This window comes from Geodermatophilus sp. SYSU D00815 (assembly GCF_054050035.1).
In genome coordinates this window covers 145,741-170,372 of the sequence record NZ_JBJGYO010000003.1, presented here as the reverse complement: position 1 = coordinate 170,372, position 24,632 = coordinate 145,741, and the positions used below count along the sequence as shown (strand labels likewise).

The following is a 24,632-nucleotide window of genomic DNA, read 5'->3' as shown; positions in this document are numbered from 1 at the left end:
GCGGCAGGCCCCGGAGTCAGGCCGGCACCGCGGCGGACGCGTCGTCGTCGAGGTAGCGCCGCAGCACCTCGTCGGCGACCGCGGTGACCGTCGCGCCCTCGTGCGCGGCGCGGAGCAGGACCGCCTGCCAGTCGTCGTCGCACATCCGCACGGGGTAGTCGTGCCGGTCCGCCGCCGGCGCCCGCCGGGGACGGCGCGGCCCGGTGGCCGGCACCGGCGGCAGGCCGACCGGCCGCACGGTCGGCGCCGCCTGCACGCGCAGGGCGACGGCCTGGCGGGTCATGCCCGGCACGGCACCGCCCGCCACGAGCGCGTCCCCGAGCGCGCGGTACGGCCAGCCCGCGGCCGCCAGCGCGGCCAGGTAGGCGTTGACGCGCTCGCGGTCGCCCTCGTGCCAGAGGTCCACCAGCGACCGGCGGGCCGGCTCGGGGAGGGCGGGCCGGCGGCGGCGCGCCGCCCCCTCGGCCGGCGCGGCCGCGGCGTAGGCGGCCAGGCCCCGGCGCAGCGGCTCGCACAGCGGCAGCCCCTCGGCCCCGGCCTTCGCGCGGGCGCGCTCGAAGAGGTCGCGGGAGAGCACGAGGTGCCGGTTCTGGGCCGGGCGGCCGTGCAGGCTCGGCCGGGACGAGCCGGCGGTGCCGGGGTGGAGGTGCGGGGCGTCGGGGGAGGAGTACACGGCTGAGCCCTTTCTCGGGGACGGACGGTGCTTGGTGGTGGAGGGGACTCTCCGGAAGGTCAGGACACGCCCTCGCGGAGCGTCGCCTCGACCTCCCGCGAGGCCGGCAGGTCGCGCAGCGCCGGCACGATCTCCGCGGCGTGCGCCGCCTCCATCTCGTGGCTGACCCGGGTGAACGCGGCCTCGTCGGCGATGTCGCCGGCGAACGCGCCCGGCGCGACGCCGCCGAGGTCGACGGCGGTCAGGTCACGCCCGCGCCAGCCGCACAGGCAGCCCAGGACGACGCGCTCGACGCCCTCGTCGAGCCAGCACGTCGCCTCCCGCCACCCGCCGGTGGCGGCGCGGCGCAGGGGCACGAGGTCGAGGGTGTGGTGGGTCATGGCGGATCGACTCCTCGTCGGTGGGTGGTGCGTGCTCGGGAAGAACTGTCCGCAGGGTCCGGACACGGCCTCAGCGAGCGGGCGCGGACGTGCTCGGGGGCGCCGGCGGCTCCGCGACCCGGGGGGTGCCGCACAGGCCCGTCCCGGCCAGGACGGCCCCCGCGAGCAGGACGACGACGACCCGGCGCCGCGCGCGGCTCCAGGCCTCGGCCACGACCGCGCGCCACGCCGGCGCCTGCTCGCCGGCCGCGCTCACCACGCGCCGTCCACCGGGACGAAGCCGGCCGTGGCGCCGGGCCACCGGTAGGTCCAGCAGGCCGTGCCCTCCGCCGTCGTCACCTCGACGCGCTCGAACAGGCCGGTGGCGACGCCCTCGACGGCATCGAGCCGGCGCAGGGCCGCCGCGGCCCGCGCGGGGTCGAGCGGCACCACGACACCGGGCACGTCGGCGTCGCCGGCGGTCATCGCGGGCCAGCCGTGGCCGGTGTCCCACAGGCGGCCGCGCACCGTGGTCCCGCGCAGGTCGGCGTCGCCGTCGACGAAGGGCGCGAGGGCCGGCCACCGCGAGCGGCCGGGTTTGAGCGTGCCGTAGACGAACACGGCGTCGGGCGTGCGCTGTGGCGCCATCGGGAGTCCTCTCGGGAGTGGTGGAACGGGCATCGCCGCCGATGCTGGGAAAGGTCCGGACACGGCCGTGGCGGCTCCCCGGGTGGCTGGGCCCTCCGGCCATCGAGGGCCCAGCCACGACCGCCGCCCCCTCCGGTTCGAGGTGGCGGCCGGTCGGCCCCGAGGATGGGCGAGGTCCGGACACGGCTCCGCCCGGCTCGTGTCCGGACCTCTCGGAGAGTGCTGCTCCAGCGCGGTCGCCGACCGCCGCAGAGAAGGAGCAGCCATGGACCTCGCCACGTACGCCGCCGGTCACCGCACCGCCCTCGACCTCCTCTCCGTCGTCCCGCTGGTGGGCGCGGAGCCGCACCTGCGCCGGATCGCGGCCACCGAGACGGCGATGGCCCAGGGGGTGCTGGCCGTCCTGGCCGAGTTCTGGGCGCACCGCGAGGGCTACGAGGTCCGGGTCGGCCGCATCCGGGGCGAGTCCGACCCGGCGCACGCGACCGTCGAGGTCGCGGTGGGGCACGGCCGGTGGCTCGTGCTGCACCCGATGGCGGAGGCGCTCGGCCGCTACGCGGACGAGGTGGAGGAGGAGGGGCGCGACGTCGACGTCTGGCACGTGCTGGTGCGCGGCGCCGACGGCGCGATCGTCACGGTCGACGGCCGGTCGGTCCTCCGCACGGAGAAGGTCGGCCTCGACCCCCAGGCCGCCCCGGGTGTGATCCGGGGAGTCCTCGCCGCGCTCGGTCTCGCGGAGGCCGTGTCCTGACCTTCCGGACGGTCGGTGGCATGGACATCACCGACCGCACCCCTCGCCGCTCCGTCGCCTCCTGGGACGGCGCCCCCGCCACCGACTTCCCGGCCGACCCCTACCCGGGCCGCCGTCCCGACGGCTCGTTCCTGCTCGCCGGCGACCGGGTCCGGCAGGTGCGGCCCGGCCCGGACGCCGGCTGGACGACCACGGACGGCGTGGACGTCGACGCCGTGCTCAGCGCGGGAGGCGAGCCCGGCCTGGCCGAGCGGGTGCCGGTGCTGGCCTACGGCAGCAACGCCAACCCGGCGAAACTCGCCGGCCTGCGGATCGGGCCGGTGGTCGCCCTGCGGGTGACCACCACCGGTCTCGCGGCCGCGTGGTGCACCGACCCGCGCAGCGACGGGCAGATCCCCGCGACGCTGATCGCCGCCCCGGGCGCGGTGGAGACCCACCACGTCCTGCTGTGCACGGCCGCGCAGGTGGCGCGCCTGGACCGGGTGGAGGGACGGGCGGCCGGCTACTACGACCTCGGCGTCCTCCGCACCGGGACGGTGACGACCGAGCACGGGCGGCCGGTGGACGACGTCCTGGCCTACGTCGGCGGGTACCGGCGGCAGCCGCTGGCCGGCCCCACCGGCGAGCCGGTGCCGGTGGCCGCGGTGCCCCAGGCGGCGGCCGCCCGCTGGGCCGCCGGGCGCCCCGGCGCCTGCGCCACCCCGGCCGTGATCAAGCCGATCGAGGTCCTACCCGAAGGGGCGAGCACCGGGTTCCCACCGGCGGCCCCGCCCGCAGACTGAGCCGATGTCGCTGATGAGCCACGCGCAGTGGTCGATGCTCCTGGCGGACTGCCTGCACCGCCTCCCCGGCAGCATGGGCCCGCAGCGACTCGGTTACCTGGCCGCGACCTCGAAGGTGGAGGCCCCGGTCCGCGACGAGTTGGCCTTCCTCCTGCACGAGGAAGTCTCGCCCCGTGGCTGGCAGGTGTGCCGCGAGTGGCCGCCCGGTCGTCGTGACCTCGCGGTCGTCGACGCGCAGGGGCAGCCGCTCATGGAGTTGGAGGCGAAGGCGCTGTACGGGTTCGACGCGGCCAGCCCCACGAAGGCCAAGTCCTACCTCGACGGCACCAAGAGCAGTCACGGTCTGGACGTCGCGAAGATGTCCCGGTCGATCGCCGGCGGCCAACCGTGCTACCTGCTCTCGCTGCTCACGCATCTCCACGGCACGGTGCCCGCGCACGCGATGACGGCGGTCAAGTACGCCGGCTCCCACAACAGCGCCGTGAAGACGCTGGGGTCCGCGCAGGCCGTCGTCGACGCGGCGCGGACCTGGGAGAAGGCGGTCGCGGCCTGGGGCGCCGTCGCGTCGGTCGAGTGGCCGACGGTCGAGGTCTACGAGGTGCCGGTCTCGGTGACCGCGCTCCTCGTGGGCCCGCTGGCCGCGCCGCGCGCGCCGGCCTGAGCCGAGCGGACCACCGGCGTCAGTACGGGTAGCGCTCCAGCAGGCCGCGCAGGTGGGCCTTGTCGCCGTCCGACTCGCGCTGCGTGTCGGCGGTCCACAGCATCGCGAGCGCTTCGCAGACCTCCGTCGCGGCCACCAGTTCGGCCATGACCTCCTCGTGGCCCGGCGGGACGACCATCGACGCGAGGCCGTCGGAGGGATGGGTCTCGACGCCCGCCTCGTAGCGCCTCCCCACCCAGCCGCGGAGCAGGTCGAGGGCGGCACGTGCCCGGCCGGACGTGTAGCGACCCTCGCCGCCCTGCAGTTCGCGGACGACGGCCGTGGCCAGGACGACGCGCTCGTCGAGCAGCCGCCCGGCCTCCCACCGCTCGACCGCCCCCGGGTCGGACGACGCCACCAGCCTCATCGCTCGCCCCCGGTCCGCCGCCGCGCCGCGAAGCGGTGCAGCGCGGCGGTGAAACTGGCGTTCCAGAGCCCCAGGTGCGGCCACCGGGCCGCGACGCGCTCGGTTGCCTCCTCGACGGAGAGCCCCTCGGTCTCGATCAGCCACGCCCGCAGCACCAGGCCGGTGCGCGACGCCCCGCCGTGGCAGTGCACCAGCAGCCGCCGGCCCTCGGCGTGCAGCGCCCTCATGTCCTCGACGACGTCGTGCAGCACGGCGTCGATCTCGGTGTTGTGCTCGTCGTCCGCGAGGTACGCCAGGCGCTGCACCCGGTGGAGGAACGGCTCGCCGACCCGGCACAGGGAGACGACGGCGAAGTCGTCGTCGCTGTGGCGCGCGCCGTCGAGGTTCGCCGCCCACACCCCCGGCAGCACCTCGGCCGGCCCGATCCGCGGGATGACGCCCGGGTCGTGGCGCACCCACGCCTTCCCGTCGAGCCCGGCGGCCAGTTCCTGCAGGTCGGCCAGCCGCCACGGGCGATCTGCGAAGCCGGGCACGCGGCCGTGCACGGCCGACGTCCAGCGCATCGGGATGCCGGCCATCCCGTACACCGCGCCGGCCAGCCCGCCGGCCACCGCCGCGACGGTGTCGGTGTCGCCGCCGAGGTCGACGACGCGCCGCAGCACCGCCTCGAAGCCGCCGCCCTGCCGCAGCGCCCACAGCGCCTGGCCGAGCGTCGGCCACACCGCGCCGTTGCTCTCGGTCGCCTGCTCGGGCGTCCAGCCCGGCGCCAGCACGGTCGCCCACCGCTCCCGGTGCTCGGGCGCGACGCGATCCAGCGCGGCGGGGACGGCGGCCAGCGGGTCGCCGCCGTCGAGCGCCACCCGGACGAGCTCGTGGAAGATCGCGCACCCCTCGCCGGCCGACGGGTCGCCGTGGGTGAGCGCCGAGATGCGCCGCGCGGCGTCCATCGTCGCCTGGGTGCCGAACCGGGCGAACCAGATGGCCGCCGGGGTGGTCCGCATCAGCGACCCGTTGCCCGCCGCGTGGCCGGACCGGGCGAAGTGCTCCGCCGCGGCGACGTCCCACGGCCGACCCGACCCGAGCACCGCCCGCGTCTGGTTGCCCACGTCCGGCGGCCCGGCCGCCAGCCAGGCGCGGAACCGGTCGAACAGGTCGGCCTCGTCCAGCCCGCCGCGCTCCACGAGGGACGTCGCCACGAGCAGCGCCATCTGCGTGTCGTCGGTGAAGGAGCCCGGCGCCCAGCCGAACGACCCGCCGCCGCACATCTCGGTCGCCGCGCCACGCGCGGGCGTCGGGAAGCGCCGCGAGAACTGCCCGGGCGGGCCGAACTCGAACGGCGCCCCGAGGGCGTCGCCGACGGCGGAGCCGACGAGGGCGCCGGCGACGCGGTGCGAGCGGTGCATGGACGGGGTCATTCAGGCCTCCTGCAGGGGGTGGGTGAGGTCGACGGCGGTGAGGTGCAGGGTGCGGTGGTCCCAGCGGACGGCGTCCACGGCGAGCCGGCCGGTGCTGCGCAGGCGGCGTCCCAGCCCGGCCGGGCCGTCCGGGGCGAGGCGGGTGCGCTCGAGCCGTTCGGCGAACGCCCGGGCGGCCGCGGCGGGGGTGCGGACCTCCGGTCGGCCGAGGGCGTCGAGCGCGGCGGCCTGCACCAACCCCGCCCAGTGCGCCGCGAGGGTGCGCGGCGAGTCGAAGAGCTCCAGCCAGGCGGGCCGGCCGGCGATGCCGACGAGCACGCCGCGCTGGCCGGCCAGCGGCCGGAGCCCCCGGGTCATGGCCGCCGTGGTCGTCGCGACGTTGTCGAACCGGTCGGTCAGCGACTCCGTGGCCGAGCCGCCGGCCACCGCCTCGTACCGGCGCACCCGTTCCCACACGGCCTGCTGCGAGCGCAGCCGGGGCAGCACCGCGACCGGCACCCGCCGGGCCGCCCGGCGGTGCGCCGCGGCGCCGTGCCAGCGGCCCTGCTCCACGCAGACCACGGGGAGGACGGTCGGCCGCTGCGGGGCCAGCAGGTGGGTCGCGGTGAGGGCGCGGTCCTGCCAGCCGCCCTCGAGCAGCTCGCCGGCCAGCAGCAGGACGGGCCGGTCGGCCCGGCCGGTCACGACGAGCTCCTCGACGACCGGCGTCCCCGCCCGCTCGGCGACGTCGACCGGCGCCTCGGTGCCGGTGCGGTAGCCGCGGGCGGACGCGGGGGCGTCGGTCCAGACCGGGAAGACGCTGAGGGCCCCGCGAGTGGTGCCCTGGCCGACGTGCAGGCGGACGTCCGTGCTCCTCACCCCCGAAGTAGTTATCTGCAACATTGCCAAGAAGTATTACCGGCAGAGTTGCGATAAAGTCAAGCCCGTGGCTGGAGCTCCCGACCTCACCGCCTACCCGCGGCCCTCCGTGGCGGTCGACTGCGCCGTCCTGGTCGCCGGCGGGTCGCCCGGCGAGCTCGACGTCCTCGTCCACCGCCGGCACGGGAGCCACCTGCCCGACGAGTGGGCGCTGCCCGGGACGTTCGTCCACGGGGACGACGGTCCGGGCGCCAGGCCGCGCGAGACGCTGGCCGGGGCGGTGCTGCGCTGCCTCCGGGACAAGATCGGCCTGGAGGGCACCGAGCCGCAGCAACTGCGGGTGTTCGACCGGCCGGACCGCGACGACCGCGGGTGGGTGCTGTCCGTGGCGCACGTCGTCCTCCTGCGCCGACCCGCCGTCGACGCCGTGGTGCGCGAGCGTGCGGACGACGTCGACCTGCGGCCGGCCGACGAGGTCCGCGGCCTGCCGTTCGACCACGACGCGATCGTCCGGCTGGCCACCGCGCACGTCCGCGAGCAGTACGCCCTGCGTCCCGACCCGGTCGGCCTGCTCGGACACTCCTTCACGCTCCGGGAACTGCACGCGCTGCACGAGGCCGTGGCCCCGGAACCGGGCCCCGGCGAGGTCCGGCCGTCGTTCGACACCTTCCGCCGGTACATGCTCGACAACGCGCTGGTGGAACGGGCCCACGGGAACCGCCCGTCCCCGACCGGCCGCCCCGCGCACCTGTACCGCAGGTCGGCGCGGGTGCGGGACGCGCTCGGGGTGGTGGGGGTGAAGCCCGTCCGCCCCGCCCGCGCCTGATCCGCGGCGGTGCGCACCGGGACGGCTTGTGCCGATTCAGGAAGGGCACCTCCTCCTCGAGCTCCGGAGCCCGAACGTGCCCAGGTCCACCCCACCGCGCCGCCGGCCTCCCGCGAGGCCGACCTCCCGGTCGCGCACGAAGGGCAGACAGCGCTCTCGGCCGGGACTCAACGCGGCCGCGCTCGTCGTGCTCCTGGTGCTGGGCACGGCCGGCTACCAGGCGGCCCGGGCCGACCTGGCCCCGTCGTCGCCCGCCTGGCCCCTGACCGGCGTCCCGACCGCTGCGGTCGCCGACCGGCCCGCCCTCGCAGTCAAGATCGAGAACTCGGTCGACGCCCGCCCGCAGACCGGGCTGAACGCCGCCGACGTGGTGTGGGAGCAGGTGGTCGAGGGCGGGATCACCCGGTTCGTCGCCGTCTACCACTCCACCCTGCCGCCCGAGATCGGCCCGGTGCGGTCGATCCGCCCGATGGACCCGGCGATCGCCGCGCCGCTGCACGGGCTGCTCGCCTTCTCCGGCGGGCAGCAGCGGTACGTCGACGCCGTGGCGGCGGCCGGGCTGCAGGTGCTCAGCCAGGACTCCGGGGCCGCAGGGTTCCACCGGACGGCGACGCGCCGGGCCCCGCACAACGTCCACGCCGTGCCGCAGACCCTCGTCGACCAGGCCGACGCCGGGCACCGCGCCGCCCCGGACCCGCAGTTCGACCACGCGGCGGCCGGCGAGCAGCCCACCGCCGTCACCGACGGGCAGCCGACCTCCACGCTCGCCCTCGAGCTGTCCGGGATCAGCGCCCCGCGGTGGACCTGGAGCGCCCCGGAGAGCCGCTGGCTGCGCGCCGAGGGCAGCACGCCGGCCGTCGACGCCGCAGGTGGGCAGATCGGGGCCGCCAACGTCGTCGTCCTGCGCGTCGACGTCGTCCCGACGGAGGCCCGTGACCCGGCCGGCAACCCCGTGCCCGAGACGCTCCTGACCGGCAGCGGCTCGGCGCTCGTCGCGTCCGGGGGCCGCACGGTCGCCGCCACCTGGTCCAAGCCGGGGATCGGCGACGCCGTGGCGCTGACCGGAGCCGACGGCGACCCGGTGACGCTGGCGCCCGGGTCCACCTGGATCGAGCTGGTGCCCAACGGCACGGGGGACGTCGCCACCGGCTGATCTCCCGCAGTTCGTGCAGTCGAGCGTAAAGTCGCCGGATGGTGTACCGCGACTCGTCGGGCAGGTCGCTGCAGGACTACCCGCGACCGTCGGTGGCCGTCGACACCGCCGTCCTCACCGTCGGGCCCGACGGCACGCTCGACGTGCTGCTCGTCCGGCGCGACAGCGCGTACCGCACGCAGGCGGAGGCGCTGCCCGGCACCTTCCTCCACGCGGGGGAGCGGCTGTCCGACGCGGCCGCGCGGGCGCTGGATGAGAAGGTCGGCCTCCGCGGCAGCTTCACCCCGCGCCAGCTGCACGTCTTCGACGACCTGGAGCGGGACGACCGGGGCTGGGTGCTCTCGGTCGCCCACGTGCTCGTCCTGCCGTTCCGCAGGATCGCGCCAACCCTCGAGGGGCGGCGCGACGACGTCCGGCTCCGCCCCGCCCGCGAGGCGCGCGGCCTGCCGTTCGACCACGACGCGATCGTGCGGATGGCGGTGCGCCGGGTGCGCGCGCTCTACCGCGACCGCCCCGATCCGAAGGGGCTGCTGCCCCAGCCGTTCACGATGCGCGAGCTGCGCCGGCTGCACGCCGCCGTCGCCGGTGTGCCTGTCGAGGAGCTCAAGCCGGACACCTTCCGCCGTCGCATGGAGCCACAGCTGGACGGCACCGGGCGGACGACGGAGCGGGCGGTCGGCCGCCCGGCGACCCTCTACCGCCGGCGGCCTGCGCGCTCAGCCGGCTGACGCGTGACGCGGGCAGCCGCCCTCCGACGGCTGGTCCGGGACGTCGGCCCGCTCGGTACCGCTGGCGGCGACCAGCTCGTCCACCGCGCGGTGCAGCGCGTCGACGATCTCGTGGGTCCCCAGCCGGCGGGCGATCGCGGCCTCGACCGCGGTGTAGTACCAGAGCAGGTCGTGCTCGCAGGCGCTGAACGTGCCCCAGAAGCCGGGCCCGTAGGTGCGCAGGTCGCGGGCGATGGACCGGGCGTTGTGGACCTTGTCCGCCGCGGTGACCAGCAGCGCGTCGTCCGACTTCGCGCCCGGCTGCGTCAACCCCGCGACGTAGCGGAGCTTGCGCTCGCGCCACGGACGCTTGCCGTGCTCGTCGTTCAGCGAGTCGCTGCACGCCTCGACCATCGCGCGCACCTCGGCGCCGAACTGCTCGCCGATGGCCCGGAGCACCTCGGGGCCCTGGCCGGGGATGGCGTCCTCGACCGCGTCGTGGAGGAGCGCCGCGATCGCCTGGTCCTCGCTGCCGCCGTGTTCGAGCACCAGCGCGCAAACGCTCATGAGGTGGGAGAAGTAGGGGACCCGGGACCCCTTGCGGAAGTGGAAGCGGTGCCGCTCGAAGGCGAACCGCAGGGCGTCGTCGAACCTCGTCGTGAGCGCGCCGGCGCCGAGGGTCGTGCGGGCTTCCAGGGGCGGGGGAGGAGTGGTCATCGGGCTCCTTCGCTCGGGAACACCCCCTTCCTACCGGCTCCCCCCGACAGTTCGCGCGCATCCGAGGTAAGTGCGGCTCGGGGACGACGCCACCTCGGCGCGCTTCCCGGGCGTCACACGCGCCCCGTCCGCTCCGGCCCACCAGGTTTTTCGCCCGGAGGGCGGGACGCGACCGGTTTCGCTCCGTACTCTGGTCACGACCGAGCGTGAGGAGAGGGACGACGTGGGGAAGCACCTGCTCGACGAGACGGCCGAGTTCAAGCTGCCCGGCTTCGGGCGGCACGCCGCCCAGGACGCCGACGAGCTCGAGGAGACCCGGCGGTTCGACGCCGGTCTCGCCCGCCGGCAGCCGCCGGTCCCGGGCGCGCCGGAGGAACCGGCCGCCCGCTGACCGTCACGGCGGTGGTTGCGCGCCGATGACGCCGGCGACCACCGCGGCGGCGGTGTGCCCGGCGCGCACCGCCTCCACGGCCGTCGCCCCGGCGCGCCACCCCGACAGCACGCCGGCCGCGAAGGCGTCGCCGCAGCCGGTGGTGTCCCGCAGCCGCCCCGGTGGCAGCGCCTCCACCGCGACCGACCAGGTGCCGGCCCGCGCGACGATGCGCGTCGGCCGGGCACCGGCGTGCACCAGCACCAGCGGTGGCGCCCACCCGGGCGGGTCGTCGGACAGGCCCAGCGCGTCGGCCTCGGCGGCGTTGCAGAACAGGACGTCCGCCCGCAGCCCGCTCAGCAGGGCCACGTAGTCGTCGACGCCGTGCCGGCGGATCCGCGCCGCCGCCGCCACGTCGACGCTGACCGGGACCTCGAGGTCGCGGGCGAGCTTCGCGGCCGCCCGCAGCGCGCCGGGGAAGCGCAGCAGGTCGTAGCCGTCCAGGTGGAGCACGGCGGCGTCGGCCAGCCAGCGCCGGCGGACGTCGCCGGGCTCGAGGCCGCCGTCCCCGCGGTCGGCGAGCAGCGTCCGCTCACCGCCCGGGTGGACGAGGACGGTGGTCGTCGGCGTCCGCCCGCGGCGCACGACCGCCGGCTCGACCCCGCGCCGCTCGAGCTCGGCCAGGAGCTCGTCGGCGAGCGCATCGGCGCCGGCCCAGCCCGCCAGCCGCGCCGGCACGGCCCGCCGCGCCAGGTTCGCGGTCACGTTGGCCGGCGCCCCGCCCGCCGCCGTCGTCCGGACCACCCGCTGCTGGTCGCCGACCACCAGGGGGGCGGACAGCTCCAGCACCTGGTCGCCCACCAGCTTGCCCAGCGCCACCACCGGCCCGCGGCCCGCGGCGCGGGGCCAGCGCGGGGCGTCGTCGTCCGTCACGGGGACAGGGTGCCCGCCCGGCGCGCCCGTTTCTGTCGTTGGCGTCTGCCACCCTGCCGGTCCGGTCGTCACGGCGGCGGCCGCGGACGGGAGTGGCATGAGCGGATCGGTCGGCGTGCAGGTGGGGCGGATCTGCCCCGAGTGCGGCAAGGAGGACTCGGTCCCGCTGATCTGGGGGCTGCCGGGCATCGACGCCTTCCGCCTCGCCGAGCGCGGGCTGGTCGCCCTCGGCGGCTGCATGCTCCCGGGCGAGGACCCGGTGCTCGCGTGCCGTTCGTGCGGCCTGCACTGGGGTCGGGACGACGACCCGACCGCCGACGAGCAGGCGCTGGCCGATCTGCTCGGCGTGGGCCACCACGACGTCGTCCGAGCACTGGGGCGGGGCTGGCGTCGCGAGGCGGTCGGCGCGGACGACGGGCTGGAGTGGTTCGTCAGCGGCGAGCCGGCGCAACTGGCCCTCGGCGTCGCCGACTCGCTGTTCGTGCTAGCGCGCCCGCGGGCCGGCTGGGGCGAGGAGCCGCAGGAGGTCTACCCGCCGGACGGCGGCCGGCTCGGTCGCGACGACGTCCTCTGGTTCCCGGAGGTCGTCGCCGAGGCCGCCGAGGACATCGCCTCGCGCCGCCGCCGGTCGTTCCGCTGGTGCCGGACGTGCCGCAGCGCGCACGCGCCCGAGACGTTCGTCGGCGGCCACGGCACCTGCGAGCGGTGCTGGTCGACCGTCGCGCACGCCGGCGGGTGACGGCTCGCGGCGACGCCGTCAGGGAGCGGCCGCCGCTCGCGCGCCGGCGTCGTCCCGGGGGCGCGGCGGCGGGTCGCCGACGCCGTCGCCGGCACGGGCACGGGCCGCGGCGAGCAGCAGGCGGGGGCTGAGCAGCGCCGCCGGCCGCTCGAGCATCCCGTAGACCTGGAAGACGACGTCGGTGACGTGCGGGTCCCCGGTCGCGGCGGCGCCGAGCCGGTCGAGGAAGCGGTACTGGGCGCGCTGGGCCGCGGTCGGGCGCGCGCCGGTGGTGGTCGGGAAGCGCAGGTCCTCGCCCGTCGACTGCGCCCACGGGGCGGCGAGGACGCGGGCGAGCCGGCGCTGGAACCGCTCGGCCAGCCCGTCGAGGTCGGTCGACCGGCGGAGGCAGGCGTCCAGGGTCTCGGCGGCCAGGCCGGCGACGGTGATCCCCTGCCCGTAGATGGGGTTGAAGACGCACGCCGCGTCGCCCAGGACGACGAACCGCCGGGGACGGCGCCGCATCCGCTCGAAGTGCCACCGCCGGTTGCTCGTCCCGTGGTGGACCCGGATCGGCGACACCGGCTCGGCGCCCGCGACGGCGTCGGCGATGACCGGGTGGCGCAGGCTGCGGGCGTAGTCCAGCCAGCCGTCCTCGTCGTCCGGGGGCCGCTCGCCGCCGACGCCGGTCATCGTGACCAGCCACCGGCGGCCCTCCATCGCGAACACCGAGCCGCTGCGCCGGATCGACGGGGGTCGCGTGGTGAGCAGCACCGCCGTCCAGTCGCCGGCGAAGCCGTCCGGGATGCGGAAGAGCCGGCTGCTGTACGTCGTGCTGGAGTCGACGTCGTCGCGCGCCGGTGCGGCGTAGCCCAGCTCCGCCAGCCAGGCCGCGGCCCGCGACCCCCGCCCGGACGCGTCCACCACGAGGTCCGCCTCCAGGTCGGCGGCTCCGGTCGGCGCACCGACCGGGCCGGCCGTCACCCCGGTGACCACCTCGCCGGCCCCGCCGGCGCGCAGCGCCGTGACCCCGTGGCCGTCGAGGACGGTGACCTGGGGCAGCTGGCGCAGCCGGCGGCGCACGACCGCCTCCAGCAGCGGGCGGCTGGCCGAGATCGCCTCCCACCCCGGGGCCCGGCGGTCCATCCAGCCCTGGGCGGTGAGCATGAGCAGGTCCGCGGGCAGGCGCATCGGCACGGCGCCGGCCGCGCGCAGCTCGTCGACGTAGCCGGGGAACAGCCGCTCGATGATCAGGCGGCCCCGGCCCAGCACGAGGTGCGGCTGCCAGCCCTGCGGCACCCCTCGGCGCTGCTCCGGCCCCTCGGGGAGGGGATCGCGCTCGACGACGACGACCTCCTCGAAGTGGTCGGCGAGCACCCGCGCGGCCAGCAGCCCGGCCATGCTGCCGCCCACGACCACCGCTCGCGTCGGCGTCCCGCTCGTTCTGCCCACCGCTCCTCCTCCCGCTGACGGGACAGGTGCGCCGCGGACGGCGTCCGGCCGCTCCGGACCCAGGATGACGGCCACGGGGCCGCAGTGGAGGGGAAAGCGCCGCCGGAGCGACCCCGCTCGCCGGGGGCCGTTCCCGTTCACGAGTGCGTTCCTGGGGCGAGTGGGACGGATGCGGCCGCTACCGGTCCGAAACACCGGGTTTCCCCGCCCCGCCGTGTCATGGTCCGCCGCACGCCGAACCAGTCGGCCGCGGCGGGGCGCGGCCGGGAGCGCAGAGGAGGCGTCGTGACGGTCGCGGTCATCGACGTGGAGACCACGGGGCTGTCGCCGAGGACCGACCGGATCGTCGAGGTGGGCGTCGTCCTGCTCGACGACCGCGGCGAGGTCGAGGCGGAGTTCGAGACGCTGCTCGACCCGGGACGCGACGTCGGCCCGACCCCGCTGCACGGCATCCGCGCCGCCGACGTCGTCGACGCGCCGGCGTTCGCCGACGTCGCGCCGCACCTGCGGTCGCTGCTCGCCGGGCGGGTGGTGGTCGCGCACAACGCGCTGTTCGACCTGCGCTTCCTCGCCCGCGAGTTCGGCCGCGCCGGCCTGCCGGTCGAGCTGCCGCCCACGCTGTGCACCATGCGGCTGGCGCCGCTGTTCTTCGGCCCCGGCACCCGCTCGCTGCGGGCGCTGTGCGACTTCGTCGACATCCCGCTCGTGCACGGCCACGCGGCGCTGCACGACGCCCGCGCCACCGCCGAGCTGATGCTGCACATGCTGTCGTCGCACCTGGGGGAGGGCTCGCTGGCCGGCGCCGGCGTGCGGGTGCAGTTCGAGGACGACGGCAGCTACCGCGGCTTCGAGGCGCTCGACGCGTCCTGGGGCGAGCTGGTCGGCCTCGCAGGCAGCGTCCCCGCCGAGCCGTGCCCGCCGTGCCCGACCCTGCCGCGCGAGGCCGCCACCGCCGCGGCCCGGCAGCGCGACGGGTACCTCGGCGGCCTCGTCGCCGCCCTGCCCGCGCTGGACGACGCCCCGCCGAGCATGGCGCCGTACCTGACCGTGCTCGACCAGGTGCTGGAGGACCGGCTGGTCAGCGTCACCGAGGGCGAGCAGCTCATGGCGCTCGCCGCCGAGCTCGGCTGCGGCCGGGAGCACGTCCGCACCGCGCACCGGCTCTACCTCGACGCGCTGGCCACCGCGGCCCACGCCGACGGCGTCGTCACCCCGGAGGAGCGCGCCGACCTCGAGCGGGTCGCCGTCCTGCTGGGGATGGACGGCCGCGACGTCGCCCTGGCCATGACGGTCGTGCGCAGCGGCGCGAAGGTGTCGCTGCCGCGGCAGGCGTTCCTCCCGCCCGGCACGAAGGTCGCCTTCACCGGCGCGATGAGCCGCACCCGCGACGAGCTCGAGCAGGCCGCGCGCGACGCCGGCCTGGTGCCGACGTCGTCGGTGTCCAAGCAGACCGGCGTCCTCGTCTGCGCCGACCCGCACTCCCGGTCCGGCAAGGCCACCAAGGCCCGCGCCCTCGGCGTCCGGGTCGTCAGCGAGGCGGTGTTCTGGGAGTCGCTGTCCGGCACCGGGGCCCGCTCGTGACGGCGCGGCTGTTCCCCGACGAGCCGCAGCACCGGACGCGCTCGGAGGAGCTGTTCGTCCGGACGCTGCAGGAGCAGCTGCCCGACGACGCCGTCCTCTTCTGCAACCTGCGCTTCAGCGACGGCCGGCAGGACCGCGAGGCCGACCTGGTCGTCGGCTGGCCCGGGCTGGGCATCGCCGTGGTCGAGGTCAAGGGCGGCAGCGTCTCCTTGGACAAGGGGGAGTGGCGCCAGGTCGGGGACGGCGTCGACCGGGTCATCCACCCCGTCGACCAGGCCGTGGCGTGCAAGCACCTGCTGTGCGAGTACCTGGCCGAGCACCCCCGCTGGACCGCCGGCCGCCCGCGCACCGCGCACCTCGTCGCGCTGCCCGCCACCACGCTGCCGGAGGCGTTCCGCGCACCCGGCCTGGCCCGGTGGATGGCGATCGACAGGACCGACGTCCCGCACGCCGCCACCCGGATCCGGACGGCGCTGGAGAAGGTGCGCGACGAGCCGGAGCCGCCGCTGGTCGAGGACGTCGAGGACCTCGTCGACTGCCTGGCCGGCACGGCGATCCCCCAGCAGCACCTGCTCGCCGAGCTGGCCGAGCGCGAAGCCGCGTGCGACCTGCTCACCAGGGACCAGGCCAAGGTGCTCGACGTGCTCGAGGCGTTCCCGCGCGTCGAGATCCAGGGCGGGGCCGGCTCGGGCAAGACCTGGCTGGCCGTGGAGAAGGCCCGGCGGCTCGCGGCGGACGGCCGGCGGGTGGCGCTCATGTGCTATTCGCGCGGTCTTGCGGAATTCCTCGCGCGCCGCGTCGAGAAGCTCCCGAAGAGGCAGCGGCCCGACTACGTGGGCACGTTCCACTACCTCGGCATCGGGTGGGGCGTGCCGGAGGGCTCCGACGACGACAGCCCGTACTGGGAGGAGTTCCTCCCGGCGCGCATGGTGTCGCTGGCCGCCGACCTGCCCGACGAGCGCAAGTTCGACGCGATCGTCGTCGACGAGGGGCAGGACTTCGCGCAGAGCTGGTGGGACGCCGTCCTGGCCGCGCTGCGCGACCCCGCCGCCGGCTCGCTCTACGTCTTCTCCGACGAGGGCCAGCGGATCTTCGCGCGGCAGGGGCGGCCGACGGTCGAGCTCGTGCCCATCCCGCTGAGCGAGAACCTGCGCAACACCAAGCAGATCGCCGGCACGTTCTCCAGCTTCGTGCCGGGCATGAAGGTGCGCGGGCAGTCCGGTGTGCCGGTGCGCTTCGTGCCGTGCACGACGGACGAGGCGGTGGGGGTGGCCGACGACGTCGCCGCCGACCTGCTCGACGAGGGCTGGCCGCCGGAAGCGGTCGCGCTGCTCACCACGCACCGGCGCCACCCGGTGCAGGTGGAGCGGCAGGCCCGGGGGCAGGACGCCTACTGGGCGACGTACTGGGACGACGAGGACCTGTTCTACGGGCACGTGCTCGGCTTCAAGGGCCTCGAGCGGCCGGCCGTCGTCCTGGCGGTCAACGGCTTCCGCGACGAGGCCCGCGCGCGGGAGATGCTCTACGTCGGCCTGTCCCGGGCCCGCGACCTGCTCGTCGTCTGCGGCGACCTGGAGCTGATCCGCCGGTTCGGCGGGGAGGGCGTGGCCAACCGGCTCACGAAGGGGGACGGCGTCCGATGACCGGCACGGACACGATCTGGGACCTCGTCCGCGAGGCGTCGGAGTCGTTGCCGGAGCCGTCGGCCATTCGACCTGCAGGGCAGCACGCCACGCCGCTGCGCCGCACCCGCAGCCGGCTGCGGTCCGAACTGACGGCCGAGGGCTGAGGCCGGCACCCGGATCCACCGTCCCGCTCATCCTTTCGGGCGACCTTCGACGGCCGGCAGGCCGGATCGCGCGGGAATCGTCGGACCTGCGCGGGACTCTCCCTGCGACATCACGGGGGTGATCGCATGAGCACGAAGGTCGTGCCGCTCTTCCGCACCGAGACCGGCGGGCGCCGGCACATCCGCGAGTGCCCGCACCTGCTGGGCAAGGAGGTCGTGCCGGCCACCGGCGCCGACGGCGAGCTCTGCACCATGTGCGAGCGCGAGCTGCGCGGTGAGGGACGGCGGTACTTCCCCACGCTCGACGCCGCGCTGCGCGAGTTCGGCGCGGCGCGGAGCAACTGGCCACGCATCCTCGAGCTCCTCGAGGGCGTGGAGCACGACCAGGTGTGGATCGTGGCCAGCGGCTCGTACATCGCCCTGGGGCGCGACGGTCGAGCCGTGGCGTGGGCCGGCAAGACCTACGTCAACCCCTCGGCTGACGAGTTCGTGGAGCTGCCGGACTACCGCGCCGGCGGCGGCGGTGGCTCCCCCTCGGCCGAGGCGGTCTGGGGCACGAAGTGCCCGACGCACAACGAGTACCGGTCCCGCAGCGGCTCCTGCTGGAGGTGCGACCTCTGAGCGGCCCCGGCATGCGCGTGCGCATCCACCGCGGTGCGCACGAGATCGGCGGCTCCTGCGTCGAGGTCGAGTCGGCCGGCGCCCGGCGCGACCCGGCGCTGCTCGGCGTGCTGGCGTCGCACCCGCACCTCGACCACGACGACCTCGCCGCCCGCATGGAGCCCTGATGACGGCTGCCGAAGGAGGACCGCGGGTGCTCGAACCGTCGTTTCCGGCCCTGCCCGCCCTCAGACGACATCCGCGGTGGTCGGAGGGCATGGCCCGGCTCAGCCAACTCTGGACCGAGCGGGGAGCCGACGCGCGCGCCGCCGCCGCCCGTTACGGCGCCGCCTACGAGGGGCGGCGGGGCCTCATGGTCGTCGACGTCGTCATGTCGGCCTTCCGCAGCTACAAGCGTGTCGGCCGGGAGGTGCAGAAGTACGCCGACACCGGGGTCGCCACGCTCCGCGACGTCGTCGCCTCCCCGCCGGAGCGGTCCCTCCTCGGGATGCGCACGCGCGAGCCCGAGACCGTGCGCGCGCTCGCGGCGGCGCTGCTGGCCACCCGCCCGCCCGACGGTGACGAGGACGCCTCCTGCCGCGCGTGGGCGGAGCAGGCGGCCGGGATGGAGCACGCGTTCCGGGTGGAGCCGCACGTGGGCGACGTCCCCGGCGTCGGGCTGGCCCTCTTCTGCTACCTACGGATGCGCTGCGGCGCGGACGGGATCAAGCCCGACGGTCGTGTCCGCACGGCGCTGTCCACGCTCGGGCTGCCGGTGAGCCGGGACCCGCACGTGGTCCTCACGGTGGCGCAGTGCGCGGCGGCCGAGCTGGGAGTGCCGGAGCTGGAGCTGGACCAACTGCTCTGGGCGGCTGACGAGGCGCGGTAGGGCCCTGAGCCACCGAGGTCAGAGCCAGGCCTCGATCTCGTCCAGCTGGGCGTGGGTGAGGCCCTCGTACAGGTCAGGGGCGACGACGAGCACGTGCGGGTTCGCGGCCAGCCACTCACCGGTGTCGGCAGCCTGCTCGGCCAGGTCGTCGTCGATCCAGACGATCCGCCGCTCCGGCTCCGCCTCGGCCACCGCCCGGGCCGCGGCCAGTTTCCACCAGCCCGACAGGCCGGTGAGCCGGCCGAGGAACCCGACCGGCGCGGCGTCCGCCCGGTCGTGCGTGGTCAGCCCGCGCGGCAGGCCCATCGGCTCGGCCAGCAGCCGGTCGGCGTCGGTCGTCCACGTGGTGAGCCACTGGATCTCGACCCGCCCGGACTCGTGCCACTCCCGCAGCCGGGCGGTGACGGTCGGGTCCCACGACAGCACGTACCCGTTGAAGGTGCCGCGCTCCCAGCCGTCGGGCAGCTCGGCGCGCGCGGCGTTGAGCACGCCGTCGACGTCGAGCAGCAGGATCGGGACGTCGGCTGCGGCCATGCAGGCATGGTGCGCCGGGTCACCGTCCGCAGTCACGCCGCCGACCCACCGATCCGGCTCGCCCACCCGCCGCCGTGGCGCGCACCGGCGGCCGATCGCGGCGCCGCGCGCTGGGACGCTCCGTTCCGGACGGGATCCTCCCCATCCCTCCGAGGTGAGACCGATGTCCACAGCGGCACTGCGACGGTGGTCCGCCGCCGGCCTCGCGGCCGGCGCCCTGCTCGCCGGGTGCGGCGGGAGCGGCGGGGGCGCCGGGGCCGGCGATGGCCGGACCGCGGCACCGGCCCGCGACTGGCGCACCGCCACCTACACCATCACCTGCGACGGGATCGTCCCCGGCGGCTTCCCCGCGGCCCTCGTCGACGGCACCGCGCGCGTCCCCGACGACGCGAGCAGGCCCCCGACCTACGACCACTACGACGTCGCGTACGAGGGCCGGGCCGAGGGTGACGTCGACGGCGACGGCGCCGCCGACACCGTCGTCCTGCTGCAGTGCTCGCCGCAGCCGTCGAACGGGATCGTCCAGGAGGTGCAGGTCTTCACCGCCTCCGGCGACCTGCTCGGCGTCCTGCCCAGCCCGCGCACCCTCCGCGAAGGCGTCTTCCTCCCGCCGCTGTACGACCCCGAGGGGCTCTCCGTCGAGGACGGCGTCATCGTGGCCGAGATGGCGGCCTACGGGGTCGGCGACTCCCACGCCACCGGGCCCTCCGTGCCCATCACCGTCCGCTGGCGCTGGGACGGGCACGCCTTCGAGCGGGTCCGCTAGCGCTTCTTGCCGGCGAGGAACAGGGCGACCGCCTTGTCGATGCGCCGCTGCCGCGTCTCGGCGGTCTTGGCGGCGTTGACGTTGTCGACGTGGTAGCGCTGCAGGCTGTTCGACAGCTTCGCGAAGAAGGCCCCCGCCTGCTCGTCCGCCGCCAACGCCGCGGCGAGGTCGGCCGGCACGTCCACCTCGCGCGGTGTGTCGGCCACGGTGAGGGTCACGCGGATCGGGTCGCCGGCGGCCAGCCCCGTCGCCTCCCGGACGGCGGCGCTGATGCTGATCATGCTCCTCCCGCCCATCACGGCCACCGTGTTGCGGTACTCGTAGCCGTTGACGTCGACCAGCACCGGCGGCCGCTTGCCGGCGCCCAGCCGCTCGATCACCTCGGGCGGGACGACGATGCCCGTGTTGTTCCCGGTCGCCGTCACCGTGGTCTCGAACGACGCGCTCTTCTGCTCCACCGCGGTCATGTCTGGCCTCCTCGTCGCCGTCATCGTTGCCCGGTAGACCTGGCCTGCGCGGCGAAGTCATCGGCGCTCGGAGGCATCCACCCACGAGGACGTCGTCCGCGTCCACCCGCCGCACCGCGCCTCCCTCACCGCAGCAGGCAGGGACACCGCCTCGGCCCACGCTCCCTCCTGCACGGGGGACCGACTCGAGGAGGGGACATGTCGACGCTGCTGACCGAGGTCGCACCCCCGGCCGGCCGCTCAGCGGAGCGCCGCCTCCCGCGCCATGGCGGCGATGCGGTCGGACGTCGCGCGCGGCTCGAGGCCGAGCCGGCGCAGCGGTTCCGGGTCGACACGATCCCCTTGGAGATCGCGCACCAAGGCCATGCCGAGCAGCGAGGCGAGCTCCGGGCTGCGGCGGCGCAGCGCACGGGCGCCGACCCCGAGCACGGCCCGCGGCACCCGGAGCCGCCGGAACCGGACGCCGTACGCGCGCTCGACCAGGTCCACCACCTGCTGCCGCGTCAGCGCCTCCGGCCCGCCGAGCTCGATCACCGCCGGCGGGTCCGCCATGGTCGCCAGTCGAACGCACGCCTCGGCGACGTCGTCGGTCGCGACGTCGTTGGACGGCGACCGGCCGCGGCCGAAGACGACCGCCAGCCGCCTGTCCGGGCGGATCCCCGCCTGCGGCGACAGCCACAGCTCCTGGAAGGGGGCGGGGCGCACCACGACCGAGGGCATCGCGGACGCGCGCAGCAGCCGCTCGGTGCGCAGCTTCGCGGCCATGAACGGCGCCGTGCCCACCATGAGGTCGGTCAGCCCCGTCGCCGAGACGAACACGAACCGCTCCACGCCGGCGGCCTCGGCCGCCCGGACCAGGTTCTCGTTCCCGCGGACGTCGACCGCGTCGACGGAGGTGCTGCGGTCACCGGCGAGCGAGCGGCCGATGCCGTTGGCCGTCGTCACGACGGTGCGGATCCCGGTCAGCGCCCGGTCCAGGCCCGGTCGGTCGGTCAGGTCCCCGACGGCGATCTCGGCACCGAGCGCCTCCAGGGCGGCGACGTGGCTGGTCGGCCGGGCCAGCGCCCGGAAGGGCAGGCCCCGTTCGGCGAGCCGCGCGGCGATCCGGCCGCCGAGGTCTCCGGTGCCGCCGCAGAGCAGGATCTCGGTCACGACCCCGCCTCCTCCGCTGGGGCGACCCAGGACAGCGGGGTTCCCTGCCGGGTGTCAACCCCTGTGCGGCGGGCGCCGGCGACCGGTAGACCCGTCCCGTGCACCGGATCGCCGTCCTCGACGACTACCAGTACGTGGCCGCCACCTACGCCGACTGGTCGCGGCTGCCCGAGCCGGTCGAGGTGGTCGAGTTCGCCGACCACGTCGACGACCTGAAGACGCTGGTCCGCCGGCTGCAGCCGTTCGACGTGATCGTGGCGATGCGGGAGCGGACGCCGTTCCCGCGCGGCCTGCTCCAGCGGCTGCCGAACCTGGAGCTGCTGGTCACCACCGGCGCGCGCAACCCGTCGATCGACGTCGCGGCCGCGAACGAGCACGGCGTCACGGTGTGCGGCACCGGCGCGCACCCGCCGGGCACCGCCGAGCTCACCTGGGCGCTCGTCCTCGCCGTCGCCCGGCACGTCCCGCAGGAGGACGCGTCCGTGCGCGCCGGCGGCTGGCAGCAGACGATCGGCCTCGACCTGGCCGGCGGCACGCTCGGCGTCGTCGGCCTCGGCCGGCTGGGGGAGCGGGTCGCCCGCATCGGTCAGGCCTTCGACATGGACGTCGTCGCGTGGAGCCAGAACCTCACCGACGAGCGCGCCGCCGAGGTCGGCGTGCGCCGGGTGGGCAAGGAGGAGCTGCTCGGCACCGCGGACGTCGTCACGATCCACCTGCAGCTGTCCGACCGGACCCGCGGCCTGATCGGGCGGTCGGAGCTGTCGCTGATGAAGCCGACGGCGATCCTGGTCAACACCAGCCGCGGCCCGATCGTCGACGAGCACGCCCTCGTCGAGGCGCTGCGCGGCGGGGCCATCCACGGCGCCGGCCTCGACGTCTTCGACACCGAGCCGCTGCCGAGGCACCACCCGCTGCGCGAGCTGCGCCGCGTCGTCCTCACCCCGCACCTCGGCTACGTCACCGAGAAGACCTACGAGGTCTTCTACCGCGAGGCGGTCGAGGACGTCGCCGCCTGGCTCCGGGGCGAGCCGGTCCGCGTGATCACGCCGTAGCCACCGGGGCCGCTCCGCGGCGTCGCGAAACGAGACACCCCGCGCCCGCACCGCGGAGCACCCTGGAGGGCTGGGGGAGGGACCGCGATGACGACCTTCCTGCTCGTGCCCGACACCTGCCACGGCGGGTGGTGGTTCCAGCCGGTCGCCGAGCGCCTCACCGCGCTCGGGCACCGCGCCGAGCCCGTCACCCTCAGCGGCCTCGGCCGGCTCGACGACCTCTCCCGCATGCGGCCGGTCGACCTCGACGTCCACGTCTCCGAGGCCACCGGCACCCTCGTCGCCCACCGCGACGAGGAGGGGCTGGTGCTGGTCGGCCACGGCTACGGCGGCGCCGTCGTCACCGGTGTCGCCGACCGGCTGCCCTGGTACGTGCGCGCGCTGGTCTACCTCGACGGGTTCCTGCCCGCGGACGGCGAGTCCTGCTACGCCCTCGCCGACGACGAGCAGCGGGCCTGGTTCCTGACCGGTGCCGAGCGGGGCGACCTCGCCGTCCCCCCGCTGCCCGCGCACGACCCGCGCGCCCGGCCGCACCCGCGCGCCACGCTGCTGCAGAAGATCACGCTCATCGGCTACTGGGAGCAGGTGCCGGCCAAGCACTACGTCGCCACGGGTCCCGCCCCGTCCGCCGAGCGCGCCCGCAGCACCCCCGGCTTCACCGTGCACGACTGGCCCGACGCCGACCCCGACCGCCTCGTCGAGCTCCTGACGAAGGTGTGAGCGCCCGGTGGCTCGTCGGCAGATGGCTGGTCGCCACGCCGACGTGCGCAGCCACCTGCCGATGACCAGCGCACCGCTGCCAGGGGATCAGCCGAGCTGGAAGGGGTCGCGGGTGCCACCGGTCAGCTCGACGAACACCGACTTCGTCTCGGTGTACTCGTCGAGCGCCTCGATGCCGTTCTCCCGGCCCAGCCCGCTGTGCCCGAACCCGCCGAAGGGCATGTTCGGGGCGACGACGCGGTAGGCGTTGATCCACACCGTGCCCGCCCGCAGCTTCGCCGCCACCCGGTGCGCCCGGTGCACGTCCTTGGTCCACACCGCGCCGGCCAGCCCGTAGGGGGTGTCGTTGGCCAGCTTCAGCGCCTCCTCCTCGGAGGTGAACGACAGCGCGGCCACGACCGGCCCGAAGACCTCCTCCCGCACGATCGTGTTCTCCGGCGTCACCCCGGTCACCACGGTCGGCTCGACGAACAGCCCGCCGAGCGCCGCCTCGCGCCCGCCGCAGGCGAACGTCGCGCCCTCCTCCTGGGCGCCGCGCAGGTAGCCGAGCACCTTCTCGTACTGCGGGTGGTTCGCCACCGGCCCCATCTCGGTCTCCGCGTCGGTGGGGTCGCCCAGCTTGATGGCGCGGGCGCGGGCGGCCACCTTCTCGACGAGGGCGTCGTGGACGTCGGCGTGCACGATCAGCCGCGACCCGGCCATGCAGGTCTGCCCCGTGGCGGCGAAGACGCCGGCGACGATCCCGTTGGCCGCGGCGTCGAGGTCGGCGTCGGGGAAGACGATCTGCGGGCTCTTGCCGCCGAGCTCCAGGGTGACCCGGTTGACGTTGGCCGCCGCGGCCTGGGCGACGCGGATCCCGGTCGCCGTCGAGCCGGTGAACGCCACCTTGTCCACGCCCGGGTGCCCGGCCAGCCGCTCGCCGGTCGAGCGGTCCCAGCCGGTGACGACGTTGAACACCCCGGCCGGCAGCCCGGCCGCGTGCAGCACCTCGGCGAAGGCGACGGTCGCGGCGGGGGAGTGCTCCGACGGCTTGCAGACGCAGGTGTTGCCGGCCGCCAGCAGCGGCGCGAGCTTGAAGGTGAGCAGCAGCAGCGGGGAGTTCCACGGCGTGATGGCGCCGACGACGCCCACCGGCTCCCGGCGGGTGTAGCCGAAGTAGTTCGCGTTGACCGGCGGGATCGTGCGGCCCTCGAGCTTGTCGGCCAGGCCGGAGAAGTAGAAGAACCACTGCGGCAGCGCGGTGAGCTGGCCCCGCATCTCGCGCAGCAGCTTGCCGGAGTCCTGCACCTCGAGCCGGGCCAGCCGCTCGGCGTTCGTGGCGATCGCCTCGGCGCACGAGCGCAGCACCGCCGCGCGCTGGAACCCGGTCATGGCGCCCCACTCGCCGTCGAACGCCGCGCGCGCCGCGGCGACCGCCTCGTCGACGTCCTCCGGGCCGCCGTCGGCGACGACCGCCCAGGGCCGGCCGGTGTAGGGGTTCTGCGACTCGAAGGTCTTACCGGACAGCGCGTCGACCGGGCGACCGCCGATGAACAGCCGGAACTGCTCGAGCTGGGGGGTGGTCATGGACCCTCACCTCTCCTCGGGAAGGGCTGGTCTCCGCCACCGCTGTGGCGCAGGCCACGCGAGCGGGGTCAGTATGCCGGTGGTGCC

General features: G+C 76.0%; 31 protein-coding genes. 17 read left to right on the top strand and 14 right to left on the bottom strand.

The window, feature by feature from the left end; genetic code table 11:
- Positions 1-16: 16 nt before the first annotated feature.
- The 4 genes from ACI78S_RS05380 to ACI78S_RS05365 form a co-directional block, all read right to left on the bottom strand.
- On the bottom strand, positions 17-673 hold the full coding sequence (locus ACI78S_RS05380; protein ID WP_456971192.1) for a hypothetical protein: 657 nt from the start codon (positions 671-673) through the stop codon (positions 17-19).
- 59 nt (positions 674-732) lie between these two features.
- On the bottom strand, positions 733-1,053 hold the full coding sequence (locus ACI78S_RS05375; protein ID WP_456971191.1) for a hypothetical protein: 321 nt from the start codon (positions 1,051-1,053) through the stop codon (positions 733-735).
- 70 nt (positions 1,054-1,123) lie between these two features.
- On the bottom strand, positions 1,124-1,312 hold the full coding sequence (locus ACI78S_RS05370; RefSeq protein ID WP_456971190.1) for a hypothetical protein: 189 nt from the start codon (positions 1,310-1,312) through the stop codon (positions 1,124-1,126).
- Entirely contained in the window at positions 1,306-1,680 is a 375-nt protein-coding gene (locus tag ACI78S_RS05365; protein ID WP_456971189.1) for a gamma-glutamylcyclotransferase, read from the bottom strand. Before ACI78S_RS05365 ends, ACI78S_RS05370 begins: the two co-directional genes overlap by 7 nt.
- Before the next feature lie 265 nt (positions 1,681-1,945).
- On the opposite strand from ACI78S_RS05365, the gene ACI78S_RS05360 reads away from it, so the two are divergent.
- Genes ACI78S_RS05360 through ACI78S_RS05350 form a run of 3 tightly spaced genes read left to right on the top strand, consistent with a single transcriptional unit; the run spans position 1,946 to position 3,874 of the window.
- The gene (locus tag ACI78S_RS05360; protein ID WP_456971188.1) at positions 1,946-2,431 is read left to right on the top strand and encodes a hypothetical protein; all 486 of its coding nucleotides are present in this window, start codon (positions 1,946-1,948) and stop codon (positions 2,429-2,431) included.
- A 20-nt stretch (positions 2,432-2,451) separates the two neighbouring features.
- Positions 2,452-3,213, top strand: coding sequence for a hypothetical protein (locus ACI78S_RS05355; protein WP_456971187.1), 762 nt, complete (start codon positions 2,452-2,454; stop codon positions 3,211-3,213).
- 4 nt (positions 3,214-3,217) lie between these two features.
- Positions 3,218-3,874: a hypothetical protein gene (locus tag ACI78S_RS05350; RefSeq protein ID WP_456971186.1), complete on the top strand. Its 657-nt coding sequence runs from the start codon at positions 3,218-3,220 to the stop codon at positions 3,872-3,874.
- A 19-nt stretch (positions 3,875-3,893) separates the two neighbouring features.
- Here ACI78S_RS05350 and ACI78S_RS05345 read toward each other — a convergent pair whose 3' ends face one another.
- Genes ACI78S_RS05345 through ACI78S_RS05335 form a run of 3 tightly spaced genes read right to left on the bottom strand, consistent with a single transcriptional unit; the run spans position 3,894 to position 6,553 of the window.
- On the bottom strand, positions 3,894-4,280 hold the full coding sequence (locus ACI78S_RS05345) for a hypothetical protein (RefSeq protein ID WP_456971185.1): 387 nt from the start codon (positions 4,278-4,280) through the stop codon (positions 3,894-3,896).
- Complete coding sequence (locus ACI78S_RS05340) at positions 4,277-5,695, bottom strand: ADP-ribosylglycohydrolase family protein (RefSeq protein ID WP_456971184.1); 1,419 nt, start codon at positions 5,693-5,695, stop codon at positions 4,277-4,279. Before ACI78S_RS05340 ends, ACI78S_RS05345 begins: the two co-directional genes overlap by 4 nt.
- Positions 5,696-6,553, bottom strand: a complete 858-nt coding sequence (locus ACI78S_RS05335; RefSeq protein WP_456971183.1) for an ARPP-1 family domain-containing protein — start codon at positions 6,551-6,553, stop codon at positions 5,696-5,698.
- 67 nt (positions 6,554-6,620) lie between these two features.
- Here ACI78S_RS05335 and ACI78S_RS05330 point away from each other — a divergent pair, with 67 nt between their 5' ends.
- The 3 genes from ACI78S_RS05330 (at position 6,621) to ACI78S_RS05320 (ending at position 9,260) form a co-directional block, all read left to right on the top strand.
- Positions 6,621-7,379: an NUDIX hydrolase gene (locus ACI78S_RS05330; protein ID WP_456971182.1), complete on the top strand. Its 759-nt coding sequence runs from the start codon at positions 6,621-6,623 to the stop codon at positions 7,377-7,379.
- A gap of 187 nt (positions 7,380-7,566) precedes the next feature.
- Positions 7,567-8,532, top strand: a complete 966-nt coding sequence (locus tag ACI78S_RS05325; RefSeq protein ID WP_456971181.1) for a DUF3048 domain-containing protein — start codon at positions 7,567-7,569, stop codon at positions 8,530-8,532.
- Positions 8,533-8,570: 38 nt separating this feature from the next.
- Positions 8,571-9,260 carry an NUDIX hydrolase gene (locus tag ACI78S_RS05320; protein WP_456971180.1) on the top strand — a complete coding sequence of 230 codons (690 nt, stop codon included), beginning with the start codon at positions 8,571-8,573 and terminating at the stop codon, positions 9,258-9,260.
- Here ACI78S_RS05320 and ACI78S_RS05315 read toward each other — a convergent pair.
- Positions 9,249-9,956, bottom strand: a complete 708-nt coding sequence (locus tag ACI78S_RS05315) for an HD domain-containing protein (protein WP_456971179.1) — start codon at positions 9,954-9,956, stop codon at positions 9,249-9,251. The two genes, ACI78S_RS05320 and ACI78S_RS05315, sit on opposite strands and share 12 nt — an antisense overlap.
- 223 nt (positions 9,957-10,179) lie before the next feature.
- Here ACI78S_RS05315 and ACI78S_RS05310 point away from each other — a divergent pair, with 223 nt between their 5' ends.
- On the top strand, positions 10,180-10,347 hold the full coding sequence (locus ACI78S_RS05310; RefSeq protein WP_456971178.1) for a hypothetical protein: 168 nt from the start codon (positions 10,180-10,182) through the stop codon (positions 10,345-10,347).
- A 3-nt stretch (positions 10,348-10,350) separates the two neighbouring features.
- Here the strand turns inward: ACI78S_RS05310 and ACI78S_RS05305 are convergent, their stop codons facing one another.
- On the bottom strand, positions 10,351-11,259 hold the full coding sequence (locus ACI78S_RS05305; RefSeq protein ID WP_456971177.1) for a carbohydrate kinase family protein: 909 nt from the start codon (positions 11,257-11,259) through the stop codon (positions 10,351-10,353).
- A 97-nt stretch (positions 11,260-11,356) separates the two neighbouring features.
- On the opposite strand from ACI78S_RS05305, the gene ACI78S_RS05300 reads away from it, so the two are divergent.
- The gene (locus ACI78S_RS05300; protein WP_456971176.1) at positions 11,357-11,998 is read left to right on the top strand and encodes a hypothetical protein; all 642 of its coding nucleotides are present in this window, start codon (positions 11,357-11,359) and stop codon (positions 11,996-11,998) included.
- 18 nt (positions 11,999-12,016) lie between these two features.
- Here ACI78S_RS05300 and ACI78S_RS05295 read toward each other — a convergent pair whose 3' ends face one another.
- Complete coding sequence (locus tag ACI78S_RS05295; protein WP_456971175.1) at positions 12,017-13,429, bottom strand: NAD(P)/FAD-dependent oxidoreductase; 1,413 nt, start codon at positions 13,427-13,429, stop codon at positions 12,017-12,019.
- Between the two features lie 285 nt (positions 13,430-13,714).
- On the opposite strand from ACI78S_RS05295, the gene ACI78S_RS05290 reads away from it, so the two are divergent.
- From ACI78S_RS05290 to ACI78S_RS05265, 6 genes are all read left to right on the top strand, one after another.
- On the top strand, positions 13,715-15,010 hold the full coding sequence (locus ACI78S_RS05290) for an exonuclease domain-containing protein (RefSeq protein ID WP_456971174.1): 1,296 nt from the start codon (positions 13,715-13,717) through the stop codon (positions 15,008-15,010).
- Complete coding sequence (locus ACI78S_RS05285; protein ID WP_456971173.1) at positions 15,007-16,653, top strand: NERD domain-containing protein; 1,647 nt, start codon at positions 15,007-15,009, stop codon at positions 16,651-16,653. Before ACI78S_RS05290 ends, ACI78S_RS05285 begins: the two co-directional genes overlap by 4 nt.
- Positions 16,650-16,799 (top strand): hypothetical protein, encoded by a 150-nt coding sequence (locus ACI78S_RS05280; RefSeq protein ID WP_456971172.1) that lies wholly within the window; start codon positions 16,650-16,652, stop codon positions 16,797-16,799. The genes ACI78S_RS05285 and ACI78S_RS05280 overlap by 4 nt, the downstream gene beginning before the upstream one ends.
- Before the next feature lie 126 nt (positions 16,800-16,925).
- Complete coding sequence (locus ACI78S_RS05275; RefSeq protein WP_456971171.1) at positions 16,926-17,420, top strand: hypothetical protein; 495 nt, start codon at positions 16,926-16,928, stop codon at positions 17,418-17,420.
- 11 nt (positions 17,421-17,431) lie between these two features.
- Complete coding sequence (locus ACI78S_RS05270) at positions 17,432-17,587, top strand: hypothetical protein (protein WP_456971170.1); 156 nt, start codon at positions 17,432-17,434, stop codon at positions 17,585-17,587.
- 89 nt (positions 17,588-17,676) lie between these two features.
- Positions 17,677-18,288 (top strand): hypothetical protein, encoded by a 612-nt coding sequence (locus ACI78S_RS05265; RefSeq protein WP_456971169.1) that lies wholly within the window; start codon positions 17,677-17,679, stop codon positions 18,286-18,288.
- A gap of 18 nt (positions 18,289-18,306) precedes the next feature.
- On the opposite strand, the gene ACI78S_RS05260 is transcribed toward ACI78S_RS05265, so the two are convergent.
- Positions 18,307-18,822 carry an HAD domain-containing protein gene (locus tag ACI78S_RS05260; protein WP_456971168.1) on the bottom strand — a complete coding sequence of 172 codons (516 nt, stop codon included), beginning with the start codon at positions 18,820-18,822 and terminating at the stop codon, positions 18,307-18,309.
- A gap of 163 nt (positions 18,823-18,985) precedes the next feature.
- Between ACI78S_RS05260 and ACI78S_RS05255 the strand changes: the two genes are divergently transcribed.
- Positions 18,986-19,588, top strand: a complete 603-nt coding sequence (locus tag ACI78S_RS05255; RefSeq protein WP_456971167.1) for a hypothetical protein — start codon at positions 18,986-18,988, stop codon at positions 19,586-19,588.
- On the opposite strand, the gene ACI78S_RS05250 is transcribed toward ACI78S_RS05255, so the two are convergent.
- A complete protein-coding gene (locus tag ACI78S_RS05250; protein ID WP_456971166.1) occupies positions 19,585-20,055 on the bottom strand; it encodes a YdeI/OmpD-associated family protein in 471 nt (156 codons plus the stop codon). The two genes, ACI78S_RS05255 and ACI78S_RS05250, sit on opposite strands and share 4 nt — an antisense overlap.
- Positions 20,056-20,295: 240 nt before the next feature.
- Positions 20,296-21,207 (bottom strand): SDR family oxidoreductase, encoded by a 912-nt coding sequence (locus ACI78S_RS05245; RefSeq protein WP_456971165.1) that lies wholly within the window; start codon positions 21,205-21,207, stop codon positions 20,296-20,298.
- 98 nt (positions 21,208-21,305) lie between these two features.
- Here ACI78S_RS05245 and ACI78S_RS05240 point away from each other — a divergent pair, with 98 nt between their 5' ends.
- Positions 21,306-22,259, top strand: coding sequence for a D-2-hydroxyacid dehydrogenase family protein (locus ACI78S_RS05240; protein WP_456971164.1), 954 nt, complete (start codon positions 21,306-21,308; stop codon positions 22,257-22,259).
- Between the two features lie 87 nt (positions 22,260-22,346).
- Entirely contained in the window at positions 22,347-22,979 is a 633-nt protein-coding gene (locus ACI78S_RS05235) for an alpha/beta fold hydrolase (RefSeq protein ID WP_456971163.1), read from the top strand.
- A gap of 87 nt (positions 22,980-23,066) precedes the next feature.
- On the opposite strand, the gene ACI78S_RS05230 is transcribed toward ACI78S_RS05235, so the two are convergent.
- Positions 23,067-24,545 (bottom strand): aldehyde dehydrogenase, encoded by a 1,479-nt coding sequence (locus ACI78S_RS05230; RefSeq protein ID WP_456971162.1) that lies wholly within the window; start codon positions 24,543-24,545, stop codon positions 23,067-23,069.
- Between the last annotated feature and the right edge of the window lie 87 nt (positions 24,546-24,632).

Bases quoted from the DNA above. Each gene is read 5' to 3' on its own strand.
- ACI78S_RS05230 (WP_456971162.1), bottom strand. From the start codon at position 24,545: ATGACCACCCCCCAGCTCGAGCAGTTCCGGCTGTTCATCGGCGGTCGC.
- ACI78S_RS05375 (WP_456971191.1), bottom strand. From the start codon at position 1,053: ATGACCCACCACACCCTCGACCTCGTGCCCCTGCGCCGCGCCGCCACC.
- ACI78S_RS05275 (WP_456971171.1), top strand. From the start codon at position 16,926: ATGAGCACGAAGGTCGTGCCGCTCTTCCGCACCGAGACCGGCGGGCGC.
- ACI78S_RS05340 (WP_456971184.1), bottom strand. From the start codon at position 5,695: ATGACCCCGTCCATGCACCGCTCGCACCGCGTCGCCGGCGCCCTCGTC.
- ACI78S_RS05280 (WP_456971172.1), top strand. From the start codon at position 16,650: ATGACCGGCACGGACACGATCTGGGACCTCGTCCGCGAGGCGTCGGAG.
- ACI78S_RS05270 (WP_456971170.1), top strand. From the start codon at position 17,432: ATGCGCGTGCGCATCCACCGCGGTGCGCACGAGATCGGCGGCTCCTGC.
- ACI78S_RS05365 (WP_456971189.1), bottom strand. From the start codon at position 1,680: ATGGCGCCACAGCGCACGCCCGACGCCGTGTTCGTCTACGGCACGCTC.
- ACI78S_RS05300 (WP_456971176.1), top strand. From the start codon at position 11,357: ATGAGCGGATCGGTCGGCGTGCAGGTGGGGCGGATCTGCCCCGAGTGC.
- ACI78S_RS05350 (WP_456971186.1), top strand. From the start codon at position 3,218: ATGTCGCTGATGAGCCACGCGCAGTGGTCGATGCTCCTGGCGGACTGC.
- ACI78S_RS05250 (WP_456971166.1), bottom strand. From the start codon at position 20,055: ATGACCGCGGTGGAGCAGAAGAGCGCGTCGTTCGAGACCACGGTGACG.
- ACI78S_RS05265 (WP_456971169.1), top strand. From the start codon at position 17,677: ATGGCCCGGCTCAGCCAACTCTGGACCGAGCGGGGAGCCGACGCGCGC.
- ACI78S_RS05235 (WP_456971163.1), top strand. From the start codon at position 22,347: ATGACGACCTTCCTGCTCGTGCCCGACACCTGCCACGGCGGGTGGTGG.
- ACI78S_RS05320 (WP_456971180.1), top strand. From the start codon at position 8,571: ATGGTGTACCGCGACTCGTCGGGCAGGTCGCTGCAGGACTACCCGCGA.
- ACI78S_RS05255 (WP_456971167.1), top strand. From the start codon at position 18,986: ATGTCCACAGCGGCACTGCGACGGTGGTCCGCCGCCGGCCTCGCGGCC.
- ACI78S_RS05355 (WP_456971187.1), top strand. From the start codon at position 2,452: ATGGACATCACCGACCGCACCCCTCGCCGCTCCGTCGCCTCCTGGGAC.
- ACI78S_RS05260 (WP_456971168.1), bottom strand. From the start codon at position 18,822: ATGGCCGCAGCCGACGTCCCGATCCTGCTGCTCGACGTCGACGGCGTG.
- ACI78S_RS05315 (WP_456971179.1), bottom strand. From the start codon at position 9,956: ATGACCACTCCTCCCCCGCCCCTGGAAGCCCGCACGACCCTCGGCGCC.
- ACI78S_RS05360 (WP_456971188.1), top strand. From the start codon at position 1,946: ATGGACCTCGCCACGTACGCCGCCGGTCACCGCACCGCCCTCGACCTC.
- ACI78S_RS05345 (WP_456971185.1), bottom strand. From the start codon at position 4,280: ATGAGGCTGGTGGCGTCGTCCGACCCGGGGGCGGTCGAGCGGTGGGAG.